Source organism: Arthrobacter sp. RT-1 (genome assembly GCF_003367205.1).
GTDB lineage: Bacteria > Actinomycetota > Actinomycetes > Actinomycetales > Micrococcaceae > Arthrobacter.
In genome coordinates this window covers 233789-254159 of record NZ_QRGQ01000012.1, presented here as the reverse complement: position 1 = coordinate 254159, position 20371 = coordinate 233789, and the positions used below count along the sequence as shown (strand labels likewise).

Sequence of the window (20371 nt, the reverse complement as noted above, 5' to 3'; positions counted from 1 at the left end):
GCCCGGCCTGCACAGCCCGGGCCGTGCGGTTGCTCACATTGCAGCCGTGGAATAGGGGGATCGGCGCGGAGGTTCTAATATTTACTCAACACTTTCTGCCCCGGAACGCCGTTCATCGCGGTGTCCCCATCTTCTGCACAGGCCAGTTCCGTAATGACGGGCTGGTCATCGGCTGCAACCCCTGCCCGCCCCAGCAACCAAGGTAAGAGGCGCACTCATGACCGAGCCCGAACACAACCCCTTTGGCTTCATCGGCCTGACCTACGACGACGTCCTGCTCCTGCCGGGCCACACGGACGTCATTCCGTCCGAGGCCGACACCTCCTCGCGGATTTCCAAGCGGATCACCGTGCAGACCCCGCTGCTGTCCGCCGCCATGGACACCGTGACCGAGTCACGGATGGCCATCGCCATGGCACGCCAGGGCGGCCTGGGCGTGGTGCACCGCAACCTGTCCATCGCCGACCAGGCGGACCAGGTGGACCGCGTCAAGCGCAGCGAGTCGGGCATGATCACCAACCCGCTGACCATCCGTCCCGAAGCAACGCTGCTGGAGCTGGACAACCTGTGCGCCCAGTACCGGGTATCCGGCCTGCCCGTGGTGGACGAGGAAAACCGCCTCCTCGGCATCGTCACCAACCGCGACACCCGCTTTGTCCCGGAGTCCGATTTCCCGCTGCGGCTGGTCAGCGACGTCATGACCAAAATGCCGCTGGTCACCGGGCACGTGGGCATCAGCCGCGAGGAAGCCTCGCACAAGCTGGCCACGAACAAGATTGAGAAGCTTCCCCTCGTTGATGAGCAGGGCCGGCTCAAGGGCCTGATCACCACCAAGGACTTCACCAAGGCCGAGCAGTACCCGCTGGCCACGAAGGATGACGAAGGCCGGCTCCGTGTGGGTGCCGCCATCGGCTTCTTCGGGGACGGCTGGGAGCGCGCCATGGCACTTGTTGATGCCGGCGTCGACGCCCTCTTTGTTGACACTGCCAACGGCCACTCCCAGGGCGTGCTGGACATGATCCGCCGCCTCAAGTCCGATCCTGTTGCGGCCCATGTGGACATCATCGGCGGCCAGGCAGCCACCCGTGAAGGCGCCCAGGCCCTGATCGACGCCGGCGCCGACGGCATCAAGGTGGGCGTGGGCCCGGGCTCCATCTGCACCACCCGCGTGGTGGCCGGCGTGGGCGTCCCGCAGATCACCGCCATCTACGAATCCGCCAAGGCAGCCATCCCTGCCGGTGTTCCGCTGATCGCCGACGGCGGCCTGCAGTACTCGGGCGACATCGGCAAGGCGCTGGTTGCCGGCGCCGACACCGTGATGCTTGGTTCACTCCTGGCCGGCTGCGACGAGTCGCCGGGCGAGCTCATCTTCGTCAACGGCAAGCAGTTCAAGTCCTACCGCGGCATGGGCTCCCTCGGTGCCATGCAGTCCCGCGGCAAGAACACGTCCTACTCCAAGGACCGCTACTTCCAGGCGGACGTGTCCGGTGACGACAAACTGATCCCGGAAGGCATCGAAGGGCGCGTGGCGTACCGCGGTCCGCTGGCGTCGGTGGCCTACCAGCTGGTGGGTGGTCTCCGCCAGACCATGTTCTACACGGGCGCGCCCACCATCGGCGAGCTCAAGGCCCGGGGCAAGTTCGTCCGGATCACCCCGGCCGGGCTCAAGGAATCGCACCCGCACGACATCCAGATGACGGTCGAGGCGCCGAACTACGGTTCGCGCTAATCCCCGGCGCCTCCCTGACCTTGCTTCGCTGCGGCCAGGGAACCCGGGCGCCGTGGGCCCAGCCGATGGTTGAGCTTGTCGAAACCCATTTCGGCAAGCTCAACCGCAGGCGTCTGCCGCAACTAGGCTGAAGCCATGCCCCCATCACGCCATCCGGCGGAACTGATCCCCAAGCGGGAACCCTCACGCCGCCTTGCCCTGCGGCCCTATGCCCGCGCGGTCGCACAGGTCCTCCGGGTCAGTTTCCGCGCGTCACCTGGCGCGGTGGTCATGAAGGTGCTCGGTTCGCTGATCTCGGCCGTGCTTCCGCTGGTCACCACCTACTTTGCGGCCCTCACCACCACGGCACTCGCGGCCGCCTACTCAGGGGACGCCGGTGCAGGGCAGCTGGCCATCGTGTACGTCATCATCACCGCCGCGCTTGGCCTCTTCTGGGGTGCCTTCACCAGCGTTGACCGCTACATCCAGCAACTGATGAGCTTCAAGGTGGGCGCCATCGTCGGGGACCAGATGTACGAACGGTTCCTCGCCCTGGAGTTCTGGCGGTACGACGACAAAGAAACCGTGGACCTCTACGACCGCGCCAAGCGGTTCTCCGACTCCTACGCGCGGGTCCTGGACCGGATCGCGGCGATCTTCACGCAGCTGGTCTCGGTCATCCTCGCCGTCGGCGCCCTGCTCCTGGTCAGCTGGTGGATCGCCGTGATTGTGCTGGTGGCCATCGTGCCCAGCGTCTACCTGCAGTTCAAGCTGTCGCGGGAGCAGATTGCGCACTGGAACACCCAGGTGGACTCCCGGCGGCAGCGGCGGATGATCGAACAAAACCTCCTCCGGCCGCAGCACATTGCCGAGATGCGCCTCTACGGCATCGTCGGCTTCCTGATGGACCTCCGCTCGCGGCTGCGGGACGCGGACGAGCGCCGCCGTCTTGATTTCCAGCGGCGGTACATCCCTAAACAGCTGGCCGCCGACGCCCTGCAGTACGGCGCCGAGGTGGTTTCGCTGATCTGGGTGGTGGGGCAGATCATCGCCCGGGCGCAGCCGGTGGGCCAGTTCCTCTACGTCCAGCAGATCGTCAGCCGGGCCCTGTCCACCGCCAACAATTTGGTGTCCTCGCTCAGTTCGATCGACGAGGATCTGGCGAACCTCAAGGACTACGAGCTGTTCATGGCCCTGCCGGTCCATTCCGAGCACGCACCTCCGCTGCTGGGACCCCCGAAAGTGGTGGAGCTGAAGGACATCCGCTTCACTTACACGGGCAGTGACATCGAGGTGATCCGCGGGATCAGCATGACCATCCGCGAAGGCCAGCACATCGCCATCGTGGGGGAGAACGGTGCCGGAAAATCCACGCTGATCCGCATCCTCGCCGGCCTGTACCGGCCAGACTCAGGGCAGGTCATGCTCGACGGCGTGGACCTCGCCGCCGTCGATGTCACCTCCTGGCACCGCCACCTGGCGGTGCTGAGCCAGGAGTTCCTCAAGTACGAGTTCGCCACGGCCGCGGAGAACATCTACTTCGGCGACGTCGACGCACCCAGGGACGACGCGCGGATTCGAAAGGCCGCAGGTGACGCCGAAGCCCTCGACTTCATCAACAAGCTGCCGAACGGGCTGGAGAACCACGTCAGCAACTGGATGGAGGACCCGCGGGGCCGGAAGGGCAGCGGACTGTCCGGCGGCCAGTGGCAGCGCCTGGCCATGGCCCGCAACTTCTACCGGGACGCCTCGTTCATGGTGATGGACGAACCAACATCAGCCATCGACGCCCTCGCCGAACACCGGATCTTCACCCGGCTCTTCGCGGACCGCAGCAGCACCATCATCGCCATCAGCCACCGCCTGGCCACCATTGAGAAGGCGGACATCGTCTACATGCTCGAAGACGGCAGGATCGTGGAGCAGGGCACGCACCGGGAGCTGGTGGCGCTCCGCGGCCGCTACTTCCGGATGTTCGAATCCCAGCTCAGCGTAGAGGAAGCCGAAGGCGTCTGATCTTGCAGAACCAGGGTCAGCGGAGCCGCAGCCAGGCGGTATAGAGCCGGTCACGGTTACGGTGCAGGTGCCTGGAGTAAAGCATGCCTGCCGCAACGGGGAGGGGAAAGACGGCCAGGACTGCCGAGATGGGAAGAGCCTCGGGGGATGTCCCCTTGGGCGTGAGGAAGCTCAAAGCTGCGACGACCACCAGCATGATGACAACCATGGTGACGGCGGAACTTGGAACAACGCGGATGTACTGTTCCGTGCGGGCCACGTCATCTGCCGGGCGCGGAGGCTTGCGGGTGAAGCGGGGACCCACTGCCAACAGCCAGCCAATCCCGGACGTGGCGAGGCCGAAGGCTACGAGTATCAGGCCGTTTTCCGGGTCTTGACCCGTTGCTGCCAATGCGGCTGCCTGCGCCACGCCGGGTACTGCGAAGATGATTCCCATCCACCAGAACCAGAAGACCCGGGCGCGGCGGTGCGCGTATCCCAGTGCAAATTCCGGTGCATCAAGGCTGCCCCGGGACAGCGTCCGGAGCTCATCGCTATCAGCCCCATAAAATCCTGGCGCCAAAGTTTCCCCCAATATTGTTCGCAGCGGTCCAGCAGTCCTGGACAAACTTATTTCACTTTTCAAACCGGGGCGATGGGGACTTGTCCCCTCAGGGCCGCCCGTCGAGAACGGTGGTGCGCACCCGCGCCAGGCTGGGACGCGGCGGGACACTGCTGAACCCAAACGTCACCGCCGACCGGATGGGCGCCAGGGTCCCGGCGTCGGACCCTGCCCAGGTCACGACGGCGGAGGTGACGTGGTGCAGGTCGCTCACCCCGTAATACTCGCGCCTGCCATTGCCGGCGGTGCCGAACGTGCGGGCACCCGGGGCGGCTAAAGCCGCCAGCGGGCTGACGCTGCTCAGCCACCGCGGATGCACAGCGAGGCGCCGCGGGACTGCCCGCAGCGCGGTCCCCAGCAAGGTTCTGCCTCCTACTTCCGCGCGGATCACCAGGGGCCCGGCGTCGACAGTGAGCCGATGACGGTCCAGCTCCGCTGACATGTCCAGAACCTGGACTTCGTCGAAGCTATAGGTGGTCGAAATGAAGTCAGCCGTTTCCCCGGTGGGCGCCAACAGCAGCCGGTGCCCGGAAGGCTGCTGGAGCATAACGTCCGCGAAGGCTCCGAAAGGGGAGTGCTGCCAGATCCCTGCTACGGCCCGGAGACCGGAGGCGGTGCCGATGCCGGCAATGTGCCCGTCAAAAATCCAGCGGTTAACCATGTTTCAGAGCGGACCGTAGCCGGCATTGCCGTAGGGATCGCGCCACACGGCCAGGTCCTGTTCCACAGCGCTGCGCAGTTCCGGGTTCGATTGGATCCGCAGCCGGAAGGATTGCCGTGCCCGGCCCAGTACCACGGAGGGGACGAGGATGCAGGCCACCAGGAGGGCCACGATCAGCAGGAAGGTGCCGGCCAGTACCAGCACAGTGCCCTCTCCCCTGTCAGCGGCCGCCGGCAGGGGCGTCAAGAGGATCCCGCCAATGATGGCCGACAGTACTGACACCATGACGATGCCGCCCCGGGCTGATCCAGGTCCGCGGGTAATGAGGCTCTTATCGGTATTGGGCAGCGTTGTGCGTACCCGCTTCCAGAAGAACAGGCCGAGCGCCGCCAGGGCTGCACCCAAGGGGCCGAGGACAGCAAGGGCGGCAGGATTACCTGACGTAGCTGAGTAGAACGCGCCGGCCAAGGCAAGGACAGGTCCGCCGGCGATCGCGCTGCTCCAGCCTGCTGCCACGGTGCCCTGGGCGTCGGCCAGTTGCCGCAATCGGGACGGTGCGTTGGGTTGGCTCACCCGGGCCAGGTCGGGGGAGAGCCAGTACTCGAGGGGATGGGCGGGCCGGGCGTGGTAAAGGGGTTGACTTGTCATGGCGGCTGAAGGCCAGCTCCTTGCTATAGGCGTTGACCTCAGGTTACTGAGTCCTGCGGACAGCTGCCATGGTCCCGGAACAGCAGGACGGCTGGGATAACCTAGAGCAGTGACTTACGAGATCGAGATCGGCCGTGGCAAGCGTGGGCGTCGTGCCTACTCCCTGGATGACATTGCAATCGTCCCTAACCGTCGTACCCGCGACCCCAAGGACGTCTCCGTCTCCTGGCAGATCGATGCCTACCAGTTCAGCATGCCCGTCATCGCAGCGCCGATGGATTCCGCCATGTCCCCGGCCACTGCAATTGCCCTGGGCAAGCTGGGCGGCCTGGGCGTCCTGGACCTCGAAGGCCTCTGGACCCGCTACGAGGACCCGCAGCCCATTTTGGACGAGATCGGCGCGCTGCAGGACGAGACCAACAGCCCTGCCGTCACCGGACGGATGCAGGAACTGTACAAGGCACCCATCCAGCCTGAACTGATCACTTCACGCCTCGCCGAGATGCGCGAAGCCGGCGTCACCGTTGCCGGCTCCCTCACCCCGCAGCGCACCCAGGAGCACTACAAGACGGTCCTCGCCGCCGGCGTCGACATCTTTGTCATCCGCGGCACCACCGTGTCCGCCGAGCACGTGTCCAAGGACCACGCGCCCCTGAACCTCAAGCAGTTCATCTACGAGCTGGATGTTCCGGTGATCGTGGGCGGCGCCGCCGGCTACACGCCCGCGCTCCACCTCATGCGCACCGGTGCAGCCGGCGTGCTGGTCGGCTTCGGCGGCGGCGCCACCACCACCACCCGCCGCGCCTTGGGCATCCACTCGCCGATGGCGTCCGCCATTTCCGACGTCGCGGCCGCCCGCCGCGACTACATGGACGAGTCCGGCGGCCGCTACGTGCACGTCATCGCCGACGGCGGCATGGGCACCTCCGGCGACATCGTCAAGGCGATCGCGATGGGCGCCGACGCCGTCATGCTGGGCAGCGCGCTGGCGCGCGCCGAAGAGGCCCCCGGCAAGGGCTGGCACTGGGGCCAGGAAGCCCACCACCTGGAACTTCCCCACGGCGACCGCGCCAACGTCGGGACCGTCGGACCGCTGGAGGAAGTCCTCTTCGGCCCGGGCCACCACACCAACGGAACGTCCAACCTCATCGGCGCGCTCCGCCGCTCCATGGCGACCACCGGCTACTCGGACCTGAAGGAATTCCAGCGGGTCGACGTCGTCGTTTCCCCTTACTCAGGGAACTGATGCCTGCGGTTGGCCAGGGGCTGCACATGCCCCTGGCCAGCCTGCCCAAGCGTGCTGCAAGCAAGTACTGTGGTTTTACGACCGGCACGAGTGGCACTGGAGGCGTTCAATGAAGACTGTTCCTGCAAACGGAGGAGCCCTCGGCCCGGCAGCCCGGGAAGCATCCATCCAGCGGCTCCGGGACACCTCCCAGCCTGGCCAGGAACTGGACATCCTCATTGTCGGCGGCGGCATCGTCGGCACGGGAGTGGCCCTCGACGCCGTGACCCGCGGGCTGAGCGTCGGCATTGTTGAAGCGAGCGACTGGGCAGCCGGCACGTCCTCGCGGTCCTCCAAACTCATCCACGGCGGCCTGCGCTACCTCGAAATGCTCGACTTCGGGCTGGTCAAGGAAGCCCTGCAGGAACGCGGACTGCTGCTCTCCGAGCTGGCGCCCCACCTCGCCCGCCCGGTACCCTTCCTTTACCCGCTGACCAAGCCCTTCATCGAGCGGCCCTATGTGGGCGCGGGCATCGCGCTGTACGACGCCATGTCGATTTCCAGCGGCCACAGCCGCGGTGTTCCCTTCCACAAACACCTCACGAGGCGCGGCACCCTGCGGGCCGCCCCGAGCCTGAAAAACGATGCCTTCGTGGGGTCCATCCGGTACTACGACGGCCAGGTGGATGACGCCAAGTACGTTGCCAACCTCATCCGGACTGCTGCCTACTACGGTGCACACACCGTGAACCAGATGGCCGTGGTGGACTTCCTGCGCGAGGGCGAACGGGTGGTGGGGGCCAAGGTGGTCAACCGCGAGGACGGAACGGAGTTCAACATCCGCGCCAAGCAGGTCATCAACGCCACCGGGGTCTGGACGGATGAAACCCAGGCCATGGTGACGGATCGCGGCCAGCTGAAGGTCCGGGCATCCAAGGGCATCCACCTGGTGGTGCCGCGGGACCGGTTCCAGTCCACCGTGGGGCTGATCCTGCGGACCGAGAAGTCCGTGCTGTTCGTCATCCCCTGGGGCCGGCACTGGATCATCGGAACCACCGACACCGACTGGAACCTGGACAAAGCCCACCCCGCGGCGTCCAGCAAGGACATCGACTACATCCTTGAGCACGTCAACCAGGTCCTCAAGCGGCCGCTCACCCGGGAAGACGTGGAGGGCGTGTATGCCGGGCTGCGGCCCCTGCTCGCCGGCGAAAACGACTCCACCGCCAAGCTGTCCCGCGAACACGTGGTGGCCCACCCCGTCCCCGGCCTCGTGGTGGTGGCCGGCGGAAAGTGGACCACCTACCGGGTCATGGCCAAGGACGCCGTGGACGAGGCAACCCGCACCATGGACGAACGGGTTCCGCCCAGCTGCACGGAAACTATCCCGCTGCTCGGCGCCGAGGGCTTCAGGGCCGCCTGGAACCGGCGCAACCGCACGGCGGAGGAATCCGGTGTGCACGTGGCCCGGATCGAACACCTGCTCAACCGGTACGGGTCCATGACGCCCGAGGTGCTGGCCATCATCGAAGAGGACCCGTCCCTGGCGGAACCGATCCCGGGCGCGGACGATTATCTCCAAGCCGAGGCCGTCTACGCCGCCACCCATGAGGGTGCCCGCCACGTCCATGACGTCCTGACCAGGAGGACCAGGATCTCCATCGAGGCCTGGGACCGGGGTGTGTCCGCCGTTCCGGTTGTCGCTAAACTGATGGGTGACGTCCTTGGCTGGAGCGACGCACAGCGTGAAAATGAGGTCCGGCACTACATTGCGCGTGTAGAGGCCGAACGCCTCAGCCAGCAACAGCCGGACGACGAATCCGCAGACGCCGCCCGCCTGGGCGTGGAAGACATCGTGCCCTTGCGCTGAGGGGCTGATAGCCCAGCACTGCTGACCGAAGGGATACGCCTTGGCGGAACCACTTGACCCGTATGATGCCGACCTCACCACCCCCGAGATGGTGATCCTGGAACTTGAGGCATCCGATAAGGCCGACGCCGCCACGCAGTTGGCAGAGCGGTTGTTCGCCGCCGGGCGCGTCTCGGACCTGGAGGGGTTCCTCAAACACGTCAACGCAAGGGAACACCAGCTGGCAACCGGACTGCCGGGCGGCATCGGCCTGCCGCATGCCCGCAGTGAGTTCGTCTCCCGCACGTCCATCGCCGTAGGAATCGCCAAGTACGGCCACGCGCTGGACTTCGGCGCGGCGGACGGGCCTGCCACCGTGATCCTGCTCATCGCCACCCCGGCCAGTTCGTTCTCCGACCATCTTGAGGTCCTGGCAACCCTTGCCCGGTCGCTGTCCAAGGAATCGTTCCGCGAGTCACTGCGCCGCGCCTACGACGCCGAGGTCATCGCCGAACTCATCAACTCCAGCCTGGTGTTCTTCGACCACTGAGCCGGTACCGGGCCGGCCGAGGGTACCTTCCAGGGCCGGCGTTTAGTTGTTCTACAGAAGTACGAAGTACGGTTAAGACGTGTGGAAAACTGCCCTTAAGCCCCGATGGATCGCAGGCTTCGTCTTCGCGATCGCCATTTCCGGGGTCTTCGTGCTGCTCAGCCAGTGGCAGTTCGGGCGCTCCACATCGCCCGAGGTGCCGATCAACCCCGCCACTGAGCAGGTCCAGCCGCTGACGGACACCCTGCAGCCGGGCGAATTCTTCCACGGGACCGACGCCGACCAGATGGTCAGTGCCCAGGGCACCTATGACCCGGACAAGCAGGTCCTGGTCCCGGGACGGCTGCACGGCGGAAAGACCGGCTACTGGGTTGTCTCCGCCTTCGCCGTCGACGGAGCCCCGGCACTGAGCGGCGCCGCCGCCTCGCCCCGGACGTGGATCCCCGTGGCCCGCGGCTGGGTGGCGGAACCCGGTGACGCGGCAGCACCGCCGTCGGGCGTTATCGAGCTGACCGGACGGCTCCTGCCCTCCGAAGCCCCGCTGCCCGGCAAGGCACCCGCATCCGGGGAGGCCACCGCCGTCTCGGTGGCGGAACTGATCAACTACTGGGAAGTCAGCAGCTACCCGGGCTTCGTGGCCGCCACCGCCGAGGTGGCCGGGGGAGCGGACGTCAGCCCCGCCGCTGTGCCGGGCGACCTGCTGCCACTGAACATCGGCCCCCAGCCTCCAGCACAGCAGATCAACTGGCTCAACCTCTTCTACTCCCTGGAGTGGGTAGTGTTCGCCGGCTTCGCCCTCTTCATCTGGTGGCGGCTGGTCAAGGACGACTACCACCGGGACCTCGAGGACATCCTCGACGAAGAGCACGATGCCATCTCCCCAGAGCAGCCCCAGCACCCTGAACAGAACCAGCAAAAGGTACAGCCATGATCGATCCAAAACCGGCCACCCCCACGCAGGCCACCGGCAAGACGGCCGGCAAGAAGCGCCGCTTCGGCGGTACCGAGGCCCAGATCCGCTCAGCCCTGAAGTTCTACAAAGTCCTGGCCTACCTCACCGGTGCTATGCTGCTGCTGCTCTGCGCCGAGCTGATCGCCCGCTACGGCTTCGGGCAGTACCTGTTCGCGGGTGGCACCAACGCGGTCACCGGCCAGCCCTTCGGCTTCGGTTTTGCGGACGCTGAACCCCACGGCGTGCTGGGCGGGGTCAACCTCTCCGTCGCAGTCCTCATCGTGCACGGCTGGATGTACGTGGTGTACCTGATCTCCAACTTCCGGCTGTGGGCGCTCATGCGCTGGCCGTTCCTCAAGCTGATCCTGCTGGCGCTGGGCGGCGTGGTTCCGTTCCTGTCCTTCATCGTGGAGAAGAAGTTCCACGCCGAGGTGGAGGCCGAGCTCGCAGCCAACCCGCAGGCGCCGCAGCGCTACTGAACCGCGGTCCCGCGTCCGGGCGCCTCTGCGGTGCCGCCAACGTTTGGTGCGTCACAGCACGGCCTCTCAAGGTGCGCCGGTGCAACGGCGCAAAGTAGGCTATTACGGTGACTACTCCCACTGCATCCCAGACTTCCCAGAAGCCGGTGCTGGTTGTTGACTACGGTGCCCAGTACGCGCAGCTGATTGCCCGCCGCGTCCGGGAAGCAAATGTGTATTCGGAAGTGGTTCCGCATACCTATTCCACCGAGCAGCTCCTCGCCAAGAACCCCGCCGCCATCATCCTGTCCGGCGGCCCGTCCAGCGTTTACGCCGACGGCGCTCCGAGCGTGGGTGCCGACCTTTTTGAAGCCGGCGTTCCCGTCTTCGGCATCTGCTACGGCTTCCAGGCCATGGCCAACGCCCTCGGCGGCAAAGTGGACAAGACCGGGCTGCGGGAGTACGGCTCCACGGAAACCACCATCCTGGGCGAGGGACGTTCCGTTCTTGAGGGCATGCCCCAGCACCAGAACACATGGATGAGCCACGGCGACTCCGTCCACGAGGCGCCGGACGGCTTTGAGGTCCTCGCGACGACGGCGGGCGCCGAAGTGGCTGCCTTCGCCAACGAGGAAAAGGGCCTGTTCGGCGTGCAGTGGCACCCGGAGGTCAAGCACTCCGCCTATGGCCAGCAGGTCCTTGAGAACTTCCTTTTCAAGGGCGCCAAGATCGAACCCAACTGGACCACCGGCAACATCCTCGAGGAGCAGGTGGAGCGGATCCGGAAGCAGATCGGCGACGCCCGCGTCATCTGCGGCCTTTCCGGCGGCGTGGATTCCGCCGTCGCAGCAGCCCTCGTCCAGCGCGCCGTGGGTGACCAGCTCACCTGTGTCTTTGTGGACCACGGCCTGCTGCGTGAAGGCGAAGCGGAGCAGGTGGAGCGCGATTTCGTTGCCGCCACCGGCGTGAAGCTCTACGTCGCGAACGAGCAGGAACGCTTCCTGTCCGCCCTCGCAGGCGTCAGCGACCCGGAAACCAAGCGCAAGATCATCGGCCGCGAGTTCATCCGCGCGTTCGAGGAAGCGGAACTGGCCATCATCGCCGAGGCCGCCGCGCACGGCGAGAAGATCAAGTTCCTGGTCCAGGGCACCCTGTACCCGGACGTCGTCGAATCCGGCGGCGGGGAAGGTGCAGCCAACATCAAGAGCCACCACAACGTGGGCGGCCTTCCCGAGGACCTCCAGTTCGAACTGGTGGAACCCCTGCGCGCCCTCTTCAAGGACGAGGTCCGCGCCGTCGGTGCCCAGCTCGGCCTGCCGCAGGAAATCGTCGGACGCCAGCCCTTCCCCGGCCCCGGCCTGGGAATCCGCATCGTCGGTGAAGTCACCAAGGAGCGGCTGGACCTGCTGCGCAAGGCGGACGCCATCGCGCGCGCCGAGCTGACCGCCGCCGGGCTGGACAACGAAGTGTGGCAGATGCCCGTGGTCCTGCTGGCGGACGTCCGCAGCGTCGGCGTCATGGGCGACGGCCGCACCTACGGCCACCCCATCGTCCTCCGCCCGGTCTCCTCCGAGGACGCCATGACGGCTGACTGGTCGCGTCTTCCCTACGAGCTCCTGGCCAGGATCTCGAACCGGATCACCAACGAGGTAGAAGGCGTCAACCGCGTGGTGCTCGATGTCACCAGCAAGCCGCCGGGAACCATCGAGTGGGAATAGCATTTTGAGTGGCCGGCCTCCGTCAAAGGAGGCCGGCCACTGCTGTTCCGGGGTGAAATCTCCTGCAAATTAGGGCACTGCAGTGTTGCGGTCTCTCAGTCCGGGCTAGGAAGCGGCTACGCTCGAACCTATGCCGGTATGGTCCAGGGCGTCACGTGCAAACGCAGAAAAGAAGGCAGTAGTGTCAGTTGGTCAAGGCCACCCGGAAGGCTCGGAAGAGCTTCGCAAATGGCTGTCCGGGCTTAAACCCGTCACCGGGGCAGACACGATGCTGCGCTTTACCAAAACCCCCGAAGGCTCCATCGACCTGACCCACGCCCACCCCTCAGGCCTGGCGCAGCTCATGGCCGGGCGCCGCACCCGGCTGTCCACCCTCATCCGGGACCGGCAGCAATACGTGGTGGCTGCCAGGGCCTCGCGCAACATCAGGTCCAAGATCTTCGAACTCGCCAACGACCGCGGGATCGACGCCGGCTACCTCTCCGCCGGCACCGTGGTGTGGACATCCGCCGTCGGAGGCAAGCCCCAGCGCGTCTCGGCGCCGGTGATGCTGACGGCCATCTCCCTGACCGTCCGGCCGGGGGAGGACGACTACGAACTCCAGCTGACCGAACAGGCCCACATCAACCCGGCCCTGGTGCGGCACCTCAAAAATGTGCACGGCATCGTTTTTGACGTCAACGCCGTCACCCGCCTTGCCTACAGCACCGCCCGCTTCGATCCGCAGCCCGTGCTGGACCGGCTGGGCACCCTGATCAGGCCCATCCACGGAGCCGAGGCGCAGCACAACCTGCTGGTTTCCACCTTCGCTGACCTCTCGGGAAACCTCGACGATCCCTGGATCAACGACACCAACCCGCTCGTGTCCGCCCTGGCCACCGCCGCGGGTGGCGAAGTGGTGGACGTCGAGGAACCGGATCCGTCCCGCTTCCCGCCCCTGGACAGCAGGCACCCCCAGGACGAACTCCTCCTGCTGGACGCAGACACGGACCAGCAGTACGTCATCGACGCCGCCCGCGCCGGCGACTCCCTGGTGGTGAGCAGCCCCCCGGGAACAGGACAGACGCAGACCGCCATCAACACCATCGGTGCCCTGGTGGATGCCGGCAAGACCGTGCTGGTGGTGGGGGACCGCCGCGCCAGCCTGAACGAGGTCTCCGGCCAGCTGGAGTCCCTCGGCCTCGAGTCCATCCTGTTCCAGCTGTCCGGGAACGTCACGGCCCAGCAGCTGAAGGCCCAGCTGGTGCGGGCCATCGTCCGCAACGAGAAGTCCCTGGAGCCCCAGCTTGGGAACCTGCACACCACGCTGACCGAACACCGCCACGCCCTGATGGACCATGTGGCATCGCTGCACAACGTCCGCCAGCGCTGGGGATGCTCGCCCTACCAGGCCATGCAGTCCCTGGCCGAGCTCACGTCCATCCATCCGGCCCCCGCCACCACCGTGCGGCTGAAGCGGAGCGTCCTGGACAATATCCGCGACCGCGACGAGCTCGCCGGCAGGCTCCGCCGGGCGGCAGAGCTGGGCAGCTTCAGCAAAGCCTCCACCACCAGCCCGTGGCACGGCGCCCGGCTCCTCACCCGCAAGGAAACCGAGGAAGCCCAGGATCTTGTCCGCGCCGTGGAGAAGAGCCTGCCCCTCCTGCGGGACCGCATGAACGCCGTCGCCGAGCACGCGGAAATCCGGCTGGGTGCTTCCTTCGCCGAGTGGGGCGAACAGCTCGAGCTGCTGGTGGCCGTCCGCGGGAGCCTGGACAAGTTCACTCCGGACATCTTCGACAGGCCTGTCACTGACCTGATCTCCGCTACCGCTCCGTCCGCATGGCGGCGGGAACGCGGCATCGAGATGACGTCCATGCAGCGGTCGCGCCTGCGCAGGGTGGCCAAGGAATACGTCCGGCCGGGTGTCCACATCGCCGACCTTCACAGCTCGCTGGTGCTGGTGCAGGAGCAGCGGGCACTGTGGGCCGGCTATGCCACCACCCAGAGGCATCCTGCTGTTCCCTCGGGGCTCGCCGAAATGAACGCGATGTACCGGGAACTGGACCGCCAGCTCACCCAGCTGGGGGAGGCCCTGAAGCACACGGAAGCGGGCGGCGCACTGTCCCGCGTCCGCTATGAAGAGCTCATGGAGCGCCTCGAGCGCCTGGTGGCGGACAGCGACACGCTCAAGACCCTGCCGGAACGCACGCTCCTGGTGGAGAACATGCGCGAGCACGGGCTGGGGGAGCTCCTGGCCGACCTCGCCGAACGGGAAGTTCCCGCGGGCTCCGTGGCAGCGGAGCTGGAACTGGCCTGGTGGCAGTCTGCCCTCGAAGCGATGATCAGCGGCGATGACTACCTGGCGATGTCCGACGGCGATGCCCTCCGGCAACTGGAAGCCGAGTACCGGCTGGCCGACAACGCGCACATTGCCAGCGGCGCCGCACGTCTTCGCTGGGACCTCGCAGAGCGGTGGCGGTCAGCCATCGCGGACCAGCCCCGCCAGGCCGACCTCCTGCGCAGCCTGCTCAAGGACGGCCGGGTGTCCCTGCCGGCACTGACGGCACAGGCGCCTGACCTGATCGGGACCCTGGTTCCCGTCTGGTCCGTGAGTCCCTACCTGATGACCGGACTGCTTCCGGCCGAACAGCATTTTGACGCGGTGGTCATCCTCGACGCAGAAGCCACCTCGCTGCAGGCCGTCCTGCCGTCCATCGCCCGCGCCCGCCAGGTGATCGCCTTCGGCGACTCCCGGATTGCCAGCCCGCGCACCTTCACCGTCGGGGTGGAACGCCTGGCCCCGGGGGAGTCGGCGCACCACCGCGTTGAGAGCGCGTTCACTGCCCTGTCGGCCGTGCTGCCGGTGTGGCGGCTGAACTTCGTCTACCGTGCGGTGGACGAGGACCTGGTCCTGCAGCTGAGCAAGAACTTTTACGACGGCGGCCTGCGCCGGTTGCCGGAGGGCCAGTCCGCCACAGGGCTGGACCGGTCCCTGCTGGTGGAATACCTGCCGGACGGAACAGGGCTGCCCAGTGCGGACCACGAAGGCGTCGAGTCCGTGGTGGCAGAAGTCAACCGGGTGGTGGAGCTGGTCTTTGAGCACGCACGGCTGCGGCCGCGTACCTCCCTCGCCGTGGTCACTGCCAGCCTGCGGCACGCCGCCCGGATCGGTGAGTCCATCCGCCTCCAGCTGCCCAACCATCCGGGCCTCGCCGGATTCTTCGGCGCCGGCCCCGAGTCCTTCCGGGTGGTCGACCTGGAACGGGCGCAGGGCCTGGTGCGCGACCATGTCATTTTCTCGCCGGGCTTCGGCCGGACCCCGCACGGGCGTGCCCTGCACAGCTTCGGGCCGCTCTCGGCCGAGGGAGGCCGCGAAAAGTTTGCCCTGGCCATGACCCGCGCCCGGCGCTCCATGCATGTCCTGACGTGCTTCCGGCCGGAGGACCTGGACCACACCCGGCTGACGCACGGAGCCGTGGACCTGTACGCACTCCTGGACCGGGAGATTTCGGGCAACACCGATCTCGGCACTCCCGCGTCGCGCGCCGCGGCCAGCGAGCAGGCCCTTGGCGCAGACCCGCTGGTTGCGGACCTGGGGGACCGCCTGCGTGCACGCGGTGCACGGGTGTGGCATCAGTACGACGGCGCCATTGATGTGGTGGCAGCCGCTGATCCACTCAACACCATGGGCCAGGACGACGCCGACCTCCCGTGGCCTGTGGCCATTGAGTCCGACGGCACCGAACAGTACCGCACCATGAGTGTCCGGGAGCGGAGCCGGCTGCGGCCGCAGCTGCTGGAGCGCCTGGGCTGGCGGTACATGCCGCTGTGGACCATTGAGGTGTTCACCGATCCGTCAGCCTGCGCTGACCGGATCGCAGGGTACCTGGGCCTGGAAAAGATGGCGCTTCCGTCGCGGCCGGCGTCTGTCGGTTTCCTTGACGACGACGTTGATCAGGCGCTCAATGATATTGACGCCGCTCAGCCCGCCCCGGTTTCCTACGTAAGGCATTCCACCCGCCCGGCTTCAGGACGCCGGGCCGGCGACATGGCCGACGCCCAGGTTGGGCAGCCTGCCGGCGGGCACGCCAGGATTGAGCCCGTAGAGGGTGAGCCGGTGCAGGGTGAGCCGGTACCGGGTGAAACGGACAGCAGCAAGGAGGCGGGCCACATGACCATCGAAGAGAAGAACAACAGCGCTGCCGACGGCGGGCCGGCATCGGCTGACACCGCGGCCGCTCCAGCTCCCGGGCCCGCGCAGGGTGGTACCGAAGGAATCCTGCCTAGGACGGCGTCGGAAGACGATCCCCGCGCCTGGGGCGACCGCGAGGATGACCACGACGCCTGGCTGAAGGAACAGAAACCGCCGCACTGGGGCTGACTCCGAGCGGTAGCTCGGGAGTAGTTTTCTGCGGCCGGTCAGGGAGGTCCCACCAGGACGAAAAACAGTTTGCCCTTGGTTGACGCCCCGGCGAGCCGGGCTGCCTGTGCCGCATCGGCGGCCACCACAATCAGGCCGTCGGTCTCCTGGGTTCCGAGCCACTGCCCGCCCTGGCCGCCCTTTGTGGACGTCCACAGCACCGGCACACCGGAGGCAAGGACCTCCGACGGTTCCTGCTGGTCGAAGCCGTTGGCTGCTGTCAGTACCACGTTGACCAGCTGGCCCGGGGACACCAGCTGGATGGACGAGGGGTCGGCCATCCTCAAGGGAACGGCAGCTGAACCCGGCGCGCTGCCCGTCAGCAGGCCGGGACCCACCAGCTGGGCGTCCGTCAGCAACTGGCCCTTGCGTAGCGGAGCTGCCAGTTGTTTCCCGGCCGCCTCGGCCTGGTCGCGGAGGAACCCGTCCGCCAGCATGCCCGGAGGCACCTGTACTTGGGCAAGGTCTGCCGCCGCCATGGCTGACCCGGCAGGCAGGTCCCGGGCGGCAGCCAGTGCGCTCACGGTGTAAACCGGTGCCGGAGTCAGCTGATGGACCGTGAGTGCTGCCGCCGCGCACAGAAGCAGTGCGACGGCAAGGCGCCGGTTGCGGCTCAGCCATCCCGCGAATCTCGCAGCCGGGCGGCTGGTCCCGGAACGGCCGGAAGAACGGGGCCTCCGGTTGCGGTGGAGGAACAGGGGGGTGTCCCGGCGGGCGCGAAACGGGTGTGCAGGCATGAACCCACGCTAAGGGCGTTGCAAAAGCAAACGACAGCGGCCCCGCGCCTATGTGGACAACGTCCCATGGGGACGTCCAGTCACAAGGCGCGGGGCCGCCGTCGAAATGGCGGACGCTGAATCAGCTGGCGGCAGCCGCCGGAACGGAGGCCGCGGGGGCAGCTGCGGGAGCCGGTGCGGTGGACGCAGGCGCTGCAGACACGGTGCTGCCCTTGGAGTCGCGGGAGTCGGTGCGGTAGAAGCCCGAGCCCTTGAACACGACGCCCACGCTGTTGAACTTCTTGCGCAGGGTGCCCTCGCACTCGGGGCAGGACGTCAATGAGCTGTCCGAGAAAGACTGGACAATATCGAAGGCATGGCCGCAATCCTTGCAGGCGTAAGCATATGTTGGCACTGGTGCTCCTCCTCTTGGGCAAACGAGAGGTCCCGTGCTGCCACCTGGTAATCCATTAGCAGTCGCAGGGCCTGAGTGCTAATTCTATCATCCTCCGGCGCCCCCGCCACCTGGACTCAAACTCCGCTGGCGAGCGACCTGAGCCCGGACGGTGCCAGGACGGCGGGTACGGGACGGTCGAACTCTTCAGCGGGAATGTGCCCGGCCGGAAGCAGTTCATCGTCGTAGATAACAGCGGCCAGCGGAATTTCCTTCCCGGCGGTCGCAAGATGACCAAGGAACTTGTCGTAATAGCCACCGCCCTGGCCCACCCTGTTGCCCTCAAGATCCACTGCGGTTGCCGGGATGAACAGGGCCGTCGCTTCGCCCGCCACATCGGGTCCGTGCCGGGGCCCGGCAGGTTCCAGGATGGGCGCATACTTGCTGCGCTCGAATCCGGCCTCCGGGCTCCAGAAAACCCAGCTGAGTTCCCTGCCGGGTTCGCAGACGGGAAGCAGGACCTGGTGGCCGTTGCCGTGGAGGGCGGTGATCAGGGGAAGGGTGGGCGGTTCCACACCTATGCCCAAGTACACGCAGAACGTGGCCGGCTTCCCGCCGGAGAGGGATTCCGCCCACGCCGCACCGTGGACGGCGAGGGCAGCCCCGGCGGCCTCCAGATCGGCGGGAGTCAGTGTTGCCCTGCGCCGCCGGTGCGCTGTGCGGATGCCGTCCTTGGCGGCAGCGTCGAAGGCGTGCCTCGTGTTCGTCTTTTCAGGCATGGTGCATGTCCTCCGTTGCCCGCCGTTTGGCGGTTTCCGTGGCGCCCCCAAGCAGGTGGCGGCCGGTCCTTAGATTACTGAATGCTTGACGCTGACGTTAGATTAGTCCGGTGAGTACCAGTAACCCGAGAGTTCGCAAAGCCGTCATCCCCGCTGCCGGGCTGGGTACCAGGTTCCTTCCTGCCACCAAGGCCATGCCCAAGGAAATGCTTCCCGTGGTGGACAAGCCTGCCATCCAATACGTGGTTGAGGAAGCCGTCCACGTAGGTCTCAACGATGTCCTGATGATCACGGGACGGAACAAGCGGGCGCTGGAGGACCACTTCGACCGCGTCCCGGCGCTGGAGTCCACGCTGGCGGACAAGGGTGACACCGAGAAGCTCGCGTCCATCCAGGCGGCCAGCAACCTCGGTGACATCCACTATGTGCGCCAGGGGGACCCCAACGGCCTGGGCCACGCAGTGCTTCGCGCCAAGCAGCATGTTGGCGACGAGGCATTCGCCGTCCTTTTGGGCGACGACCTCATCGATGCCCGGGACGAACTGCTCAGCACCATGATCGACGTGCAGGCCAAAACCGGGGGCTCCGTCGTCGCGCTTATCGAAGTGGAACCCTCACAGATCAGCGCCTACGGCTGCGCTGATATCCAGGAGATCGACGGCGAGGGATACGTGCGCATCAACCGGCTGGTGGAGAAGCCCACCGCCGACGAAGCACCGTCCAACCTGGCCGTGATTGGCCGTTACGTGCTGCACCAGGCCGTCTTCGGCGTCCTTGAGCGCACCGGTCCGGGGCGTGGCGGCGAGATCCAGCTGACCGACGCCCTGCAGGAACTGGCCACCGGTGACGGCGAAGGCCACGGCGTCTACGGCGTGGTGTTCCGCGGCCGCCGCTACGATACAGGCGACAAGCTGAGCTACCTGAAAGCGTGCGTCCAGCTCGCCATCGACAGCGACGATCTGGGTCCCGGCCTGCGGGAGTGGCTGCCGGGCTTCACCAGCGGCCTTTCCAAGTAGCACCATGCGCCTTGGCCCTGTCTGGCCCGTGACCCTGGAGTGCGGCGACCTGGTCCTGCGCCCCATCAGGTACCGGGACAAAAAAGAGTGGACTGAAGTCCGTTCCCGTAACACCGAGTGGCTGGCGCCGTGGGAAGCGTCCAATCCTGATCCGCGCGGAGGCCTGCCGGACTACCGGCAGATGGTCCGCTCCCTGAATGCGCAGGCGGCCCAGGCCACTGCGCTGCCGTTCGTCATTACCGAGCGCGTGCCCGGCAGCAGGAATCCGGTCATCATCGGCCAGCTGACCGTCTCGTCCATCGTGTGGGGATCAGCCATGATGGCAACGCTGGGGTACTGGGTGGACCAGGCGAAAGCCGGGCGGGGCATCGCCCCAACTGCGGTGGCGCTCGTCACCGACCATTGTTTCCAGTCGCTGGGGCTGCACCGGATGGAAATCAATATCCGGCCGGAAAACGGGCCCAGCCTGCGGGTGGTGGAGAAACTGGGTTTCCGGGACGAGGGGTACCGTCCCCGCTACCTGCACATCAACGGCGACTGGGCTGACCACCGGTCCTTCGCACTGACGTCCGAGGAAGTCCCGGACGGCCTGCTCCGCCCCTGGCTGGCGTCCCGCCCGTCATAAATCCACTCATTTGCGAGCCGGGCCGCGACACACCGAAGCTAATGCCGCGCCAT

Annotated in this window: 17 protein-coding genes; 11 read left to right on the top strand and 6 right to left on the bottom strand. The window is 66.7% G+C overall.

The genetic code is table 11. From position 1 onward, the window contains the following. Positions 1-217 precede the first annotated feature (217 nt). Together guaB and DXK94_RS12280 are read left to right on the top strand one after the other, a co-directional pair. Entirely contained in the window at positions 218-1729 is a 1512-nt protein-coding gene (guaB, locus tag DXK94_RS12285; RefSeq protein WP_115525175.1) for an IMP dehydrogenase, read from the top strand. Positions 1730-1864: 135 nt separating this feature from the next. After that, on the top strand, positions 1865-3724 hold the full coding sequence (locus tag DXK94_RS12280) for an ABC transporter ATP-binding protein (RefSeq protein ID WP_115525174.1): 1860 nt from the start codon (positions 1865-1867) through the stop codon (positions 3722-3724). Positions 3725-3740: 16 nt separating this feature from the next. Here the strand turns inward: DXK94_RS12280 and DXK94_RS12275 are convergent, their stop codons facing one another. From DXK94_RS12275 to DXK94_RS12265, 3 genes are all read right to left on the bottom strand, one after another. Further along, complete coding sequence (locus DXK94_RS12275) at positions 3741-4286, bottom strand: hypothetical protein (protein ID WP_115525173.1); 546 nt, start codon at positions 4284-4286, stop codon at positions 3741-3743. An 88-nt stretch (positions 4287-4374) separates the two neighbouring features. Beyond that, complete coding sequence (locus DXK94_RS12270; protein ID WP_115525172.1) at positions 4375-4986, bottom strand: hypothetical protein; 612 nt, start codon at positions 4984-4986, stop codon at positions 4375-4377. A gap of 3 nt (positions 4987-4989) precedes the next feature. Beyond that, positions 4990-5634 carry a hypothetical protein gene (locus DXK94_RS12265; RefSeq protein ID WP_115525171.1) on the bottom strand — a complete coding sequence of 215 codons (645 nt, stop codon included), beginning with the start codon at positions 5632-5634 and terminating at the stop codon, positions 4990-4992. Positions 5635-5743: 109 nt separating this feature from the next. Here DXK94_RS12265 and DXK94_RS12260 point away from each other — a divergent pair, with 109 nt between their 5' ends. The 7 genes from DXK94_RS12260 (at position 5744) to DXK94_RS12230 (ending at position 16749) form a co-directional block, all read left to right on the top strand. Then, on the top strand, positions 5744-6880 hold the full coding sequence (locus DXK94_RS12260; RefSeq protein WP_115525170.1) for a GuaB3 family IMP dehydrogenase-related protein: 1137 nt from the start codon (positions 5744-5746) through the stop codon (positions 6878-6880). 109 nt (positions 6881-6989) lie between these two features. Next, complete coding sequence (locus tag DXK94_RS12255) at positions 6990-8729, top strand: glycerol-3-phosphate dehydrogenase/oxidase (RefSeq protein WP_115525169.1); 1740 nt, start codon at positions 6990-6992, stop codon at positions 8727-8729. A 40-nt stretch (positions 8730-8769) separates the two neighbouring features. Then, positions 8770-9258, top strand: a complete 489-nt coding sequence (locus DXK94_RS12250) for a PTS sugar transporter subunit IIA (RefSeq protein WP_079597378.1) — start codon at positions 8770-8772, stop codon at positions 9256-9258. A 79-nt stretch (positions 9259-9337) separates the two neighbouring features. Next, the gene (locus tag DXK94_RS12245) at positions 9338-10189 is read left to right on the top strand and encodes an SURF1 family protein (RefSeq protein WP_115525168.1); all 852 of its coding nucleotides are present in this window, start codon (positions 9338-9340) and stop codon (positions 10187-10189) included. Next, positions 10186-10689 carry a DUF3817 domain-containing protein gene (locus DXK94_RS12240; RefSeq protein WP_115525167.1) on the top strand — a complete coding sequence of 168 codons (504 nt, stop codon included), beginning with the start codon at positions 10186-10188 and terminating at the stop codon, positions 10687-10689. The genes DXK94_RS12245 and DXK94_RS12240 overlap by 4 nt, the downstream gene beginning before the upstream one ends. Positions 10690-10796: 107 nt before the next feature. Continuing rightward, positions 10797-12386, top strand: a complete 1590-nt coding sequence (gene guaA / locus DXK94_RS12235; protein WP_079597375.1) for a glutamine-hydrolyzing GMP synthase — start codon at positions 10797-10799, stop codon at positions 12384-12386. A gap of 130 nt (positions 12387-12516) precedes the next feature. Next, positions 12517-16749 (top strand): DUF4011 domain-containing protein, encoded by a 4233-nt coding sequence (locus DXK94_RS12230; RefSeq protein WP_115525166.1) that lies wholly within the window; start codon positions 12517-12519, stop codon positions 16747-16749. Between the two features lie 38 nt (positions 16750-16787). Here DXK94_RS12230 and DXK94_RS12225 read toward each other — a convergent pair whose 3' ends face one another. From DXK94_RS12225 to DXK94_RS12215, 3 genes are all read right to left on the bottom strand, one after another. After that, a complete protein-coding gene (locus DXK94_RS12225; protein WP_115525165.1) occupies positions 16788-17525 on the bottom strand; it encodes an RcpC/CpaB family pilus assembly protein in 738 nt (245 codons plus the stop codon). A gap of 121 nt (positions 17526-17646) precedes the next feature. Further along, positions 17647-17919, bottom strand: a complete 273-nt coding sequence (locus tag DXK94_RS12220; RefSeq protein ID WP_115525164.1) for an FmdB family zinc ribbon protein — start codon at positions 17917-17919, stop codon at positions 17647-17649. Positions 17920-18035: 116 nt separating this feature from the next. Continuing rightward, a complete protein-coding gene (locus DXK94_RS12215; protein ID WP_115525163.1) occupies positions 18036-18677 on the bottom strand; it encodes a 5-formyltetrahydrofolate cyclo-ligase in 642 nt (213 codons plus the stop codon). Positions 18678-18787: 110 nt separating this feature from the next. On the opposite strand from DXK94_RS12215, the gene galU reads away from it, so the two are divergent. Next, the gene (gene galU, locus DXK94_RS12210) at positions 18788-19693 is read left to right on the top strand and encodes a UTP--glucose-1-phosphate uridylyltransferase GalU (protein ID WP_079597370.1); all 906 of its coding nucleotides are present in this window, start codon (positions 18788-18790) and stop codon (positions 19691-19693) included. A gap of 4 nt (positions 19694-19697) precedes the next feature. Further along, positions 19698-20318 (top strand): GNAT family N-acetyltransferase, encoded by a 621-nt coding sequence (locus DXK94_RS12205; protein ID WP_115525162.1) that lies wholly within the window; start codon positions 19698-19700, stop codon positions 20316-20318. Positions 20319-20371: the final 53 nt, after the last annotated feature.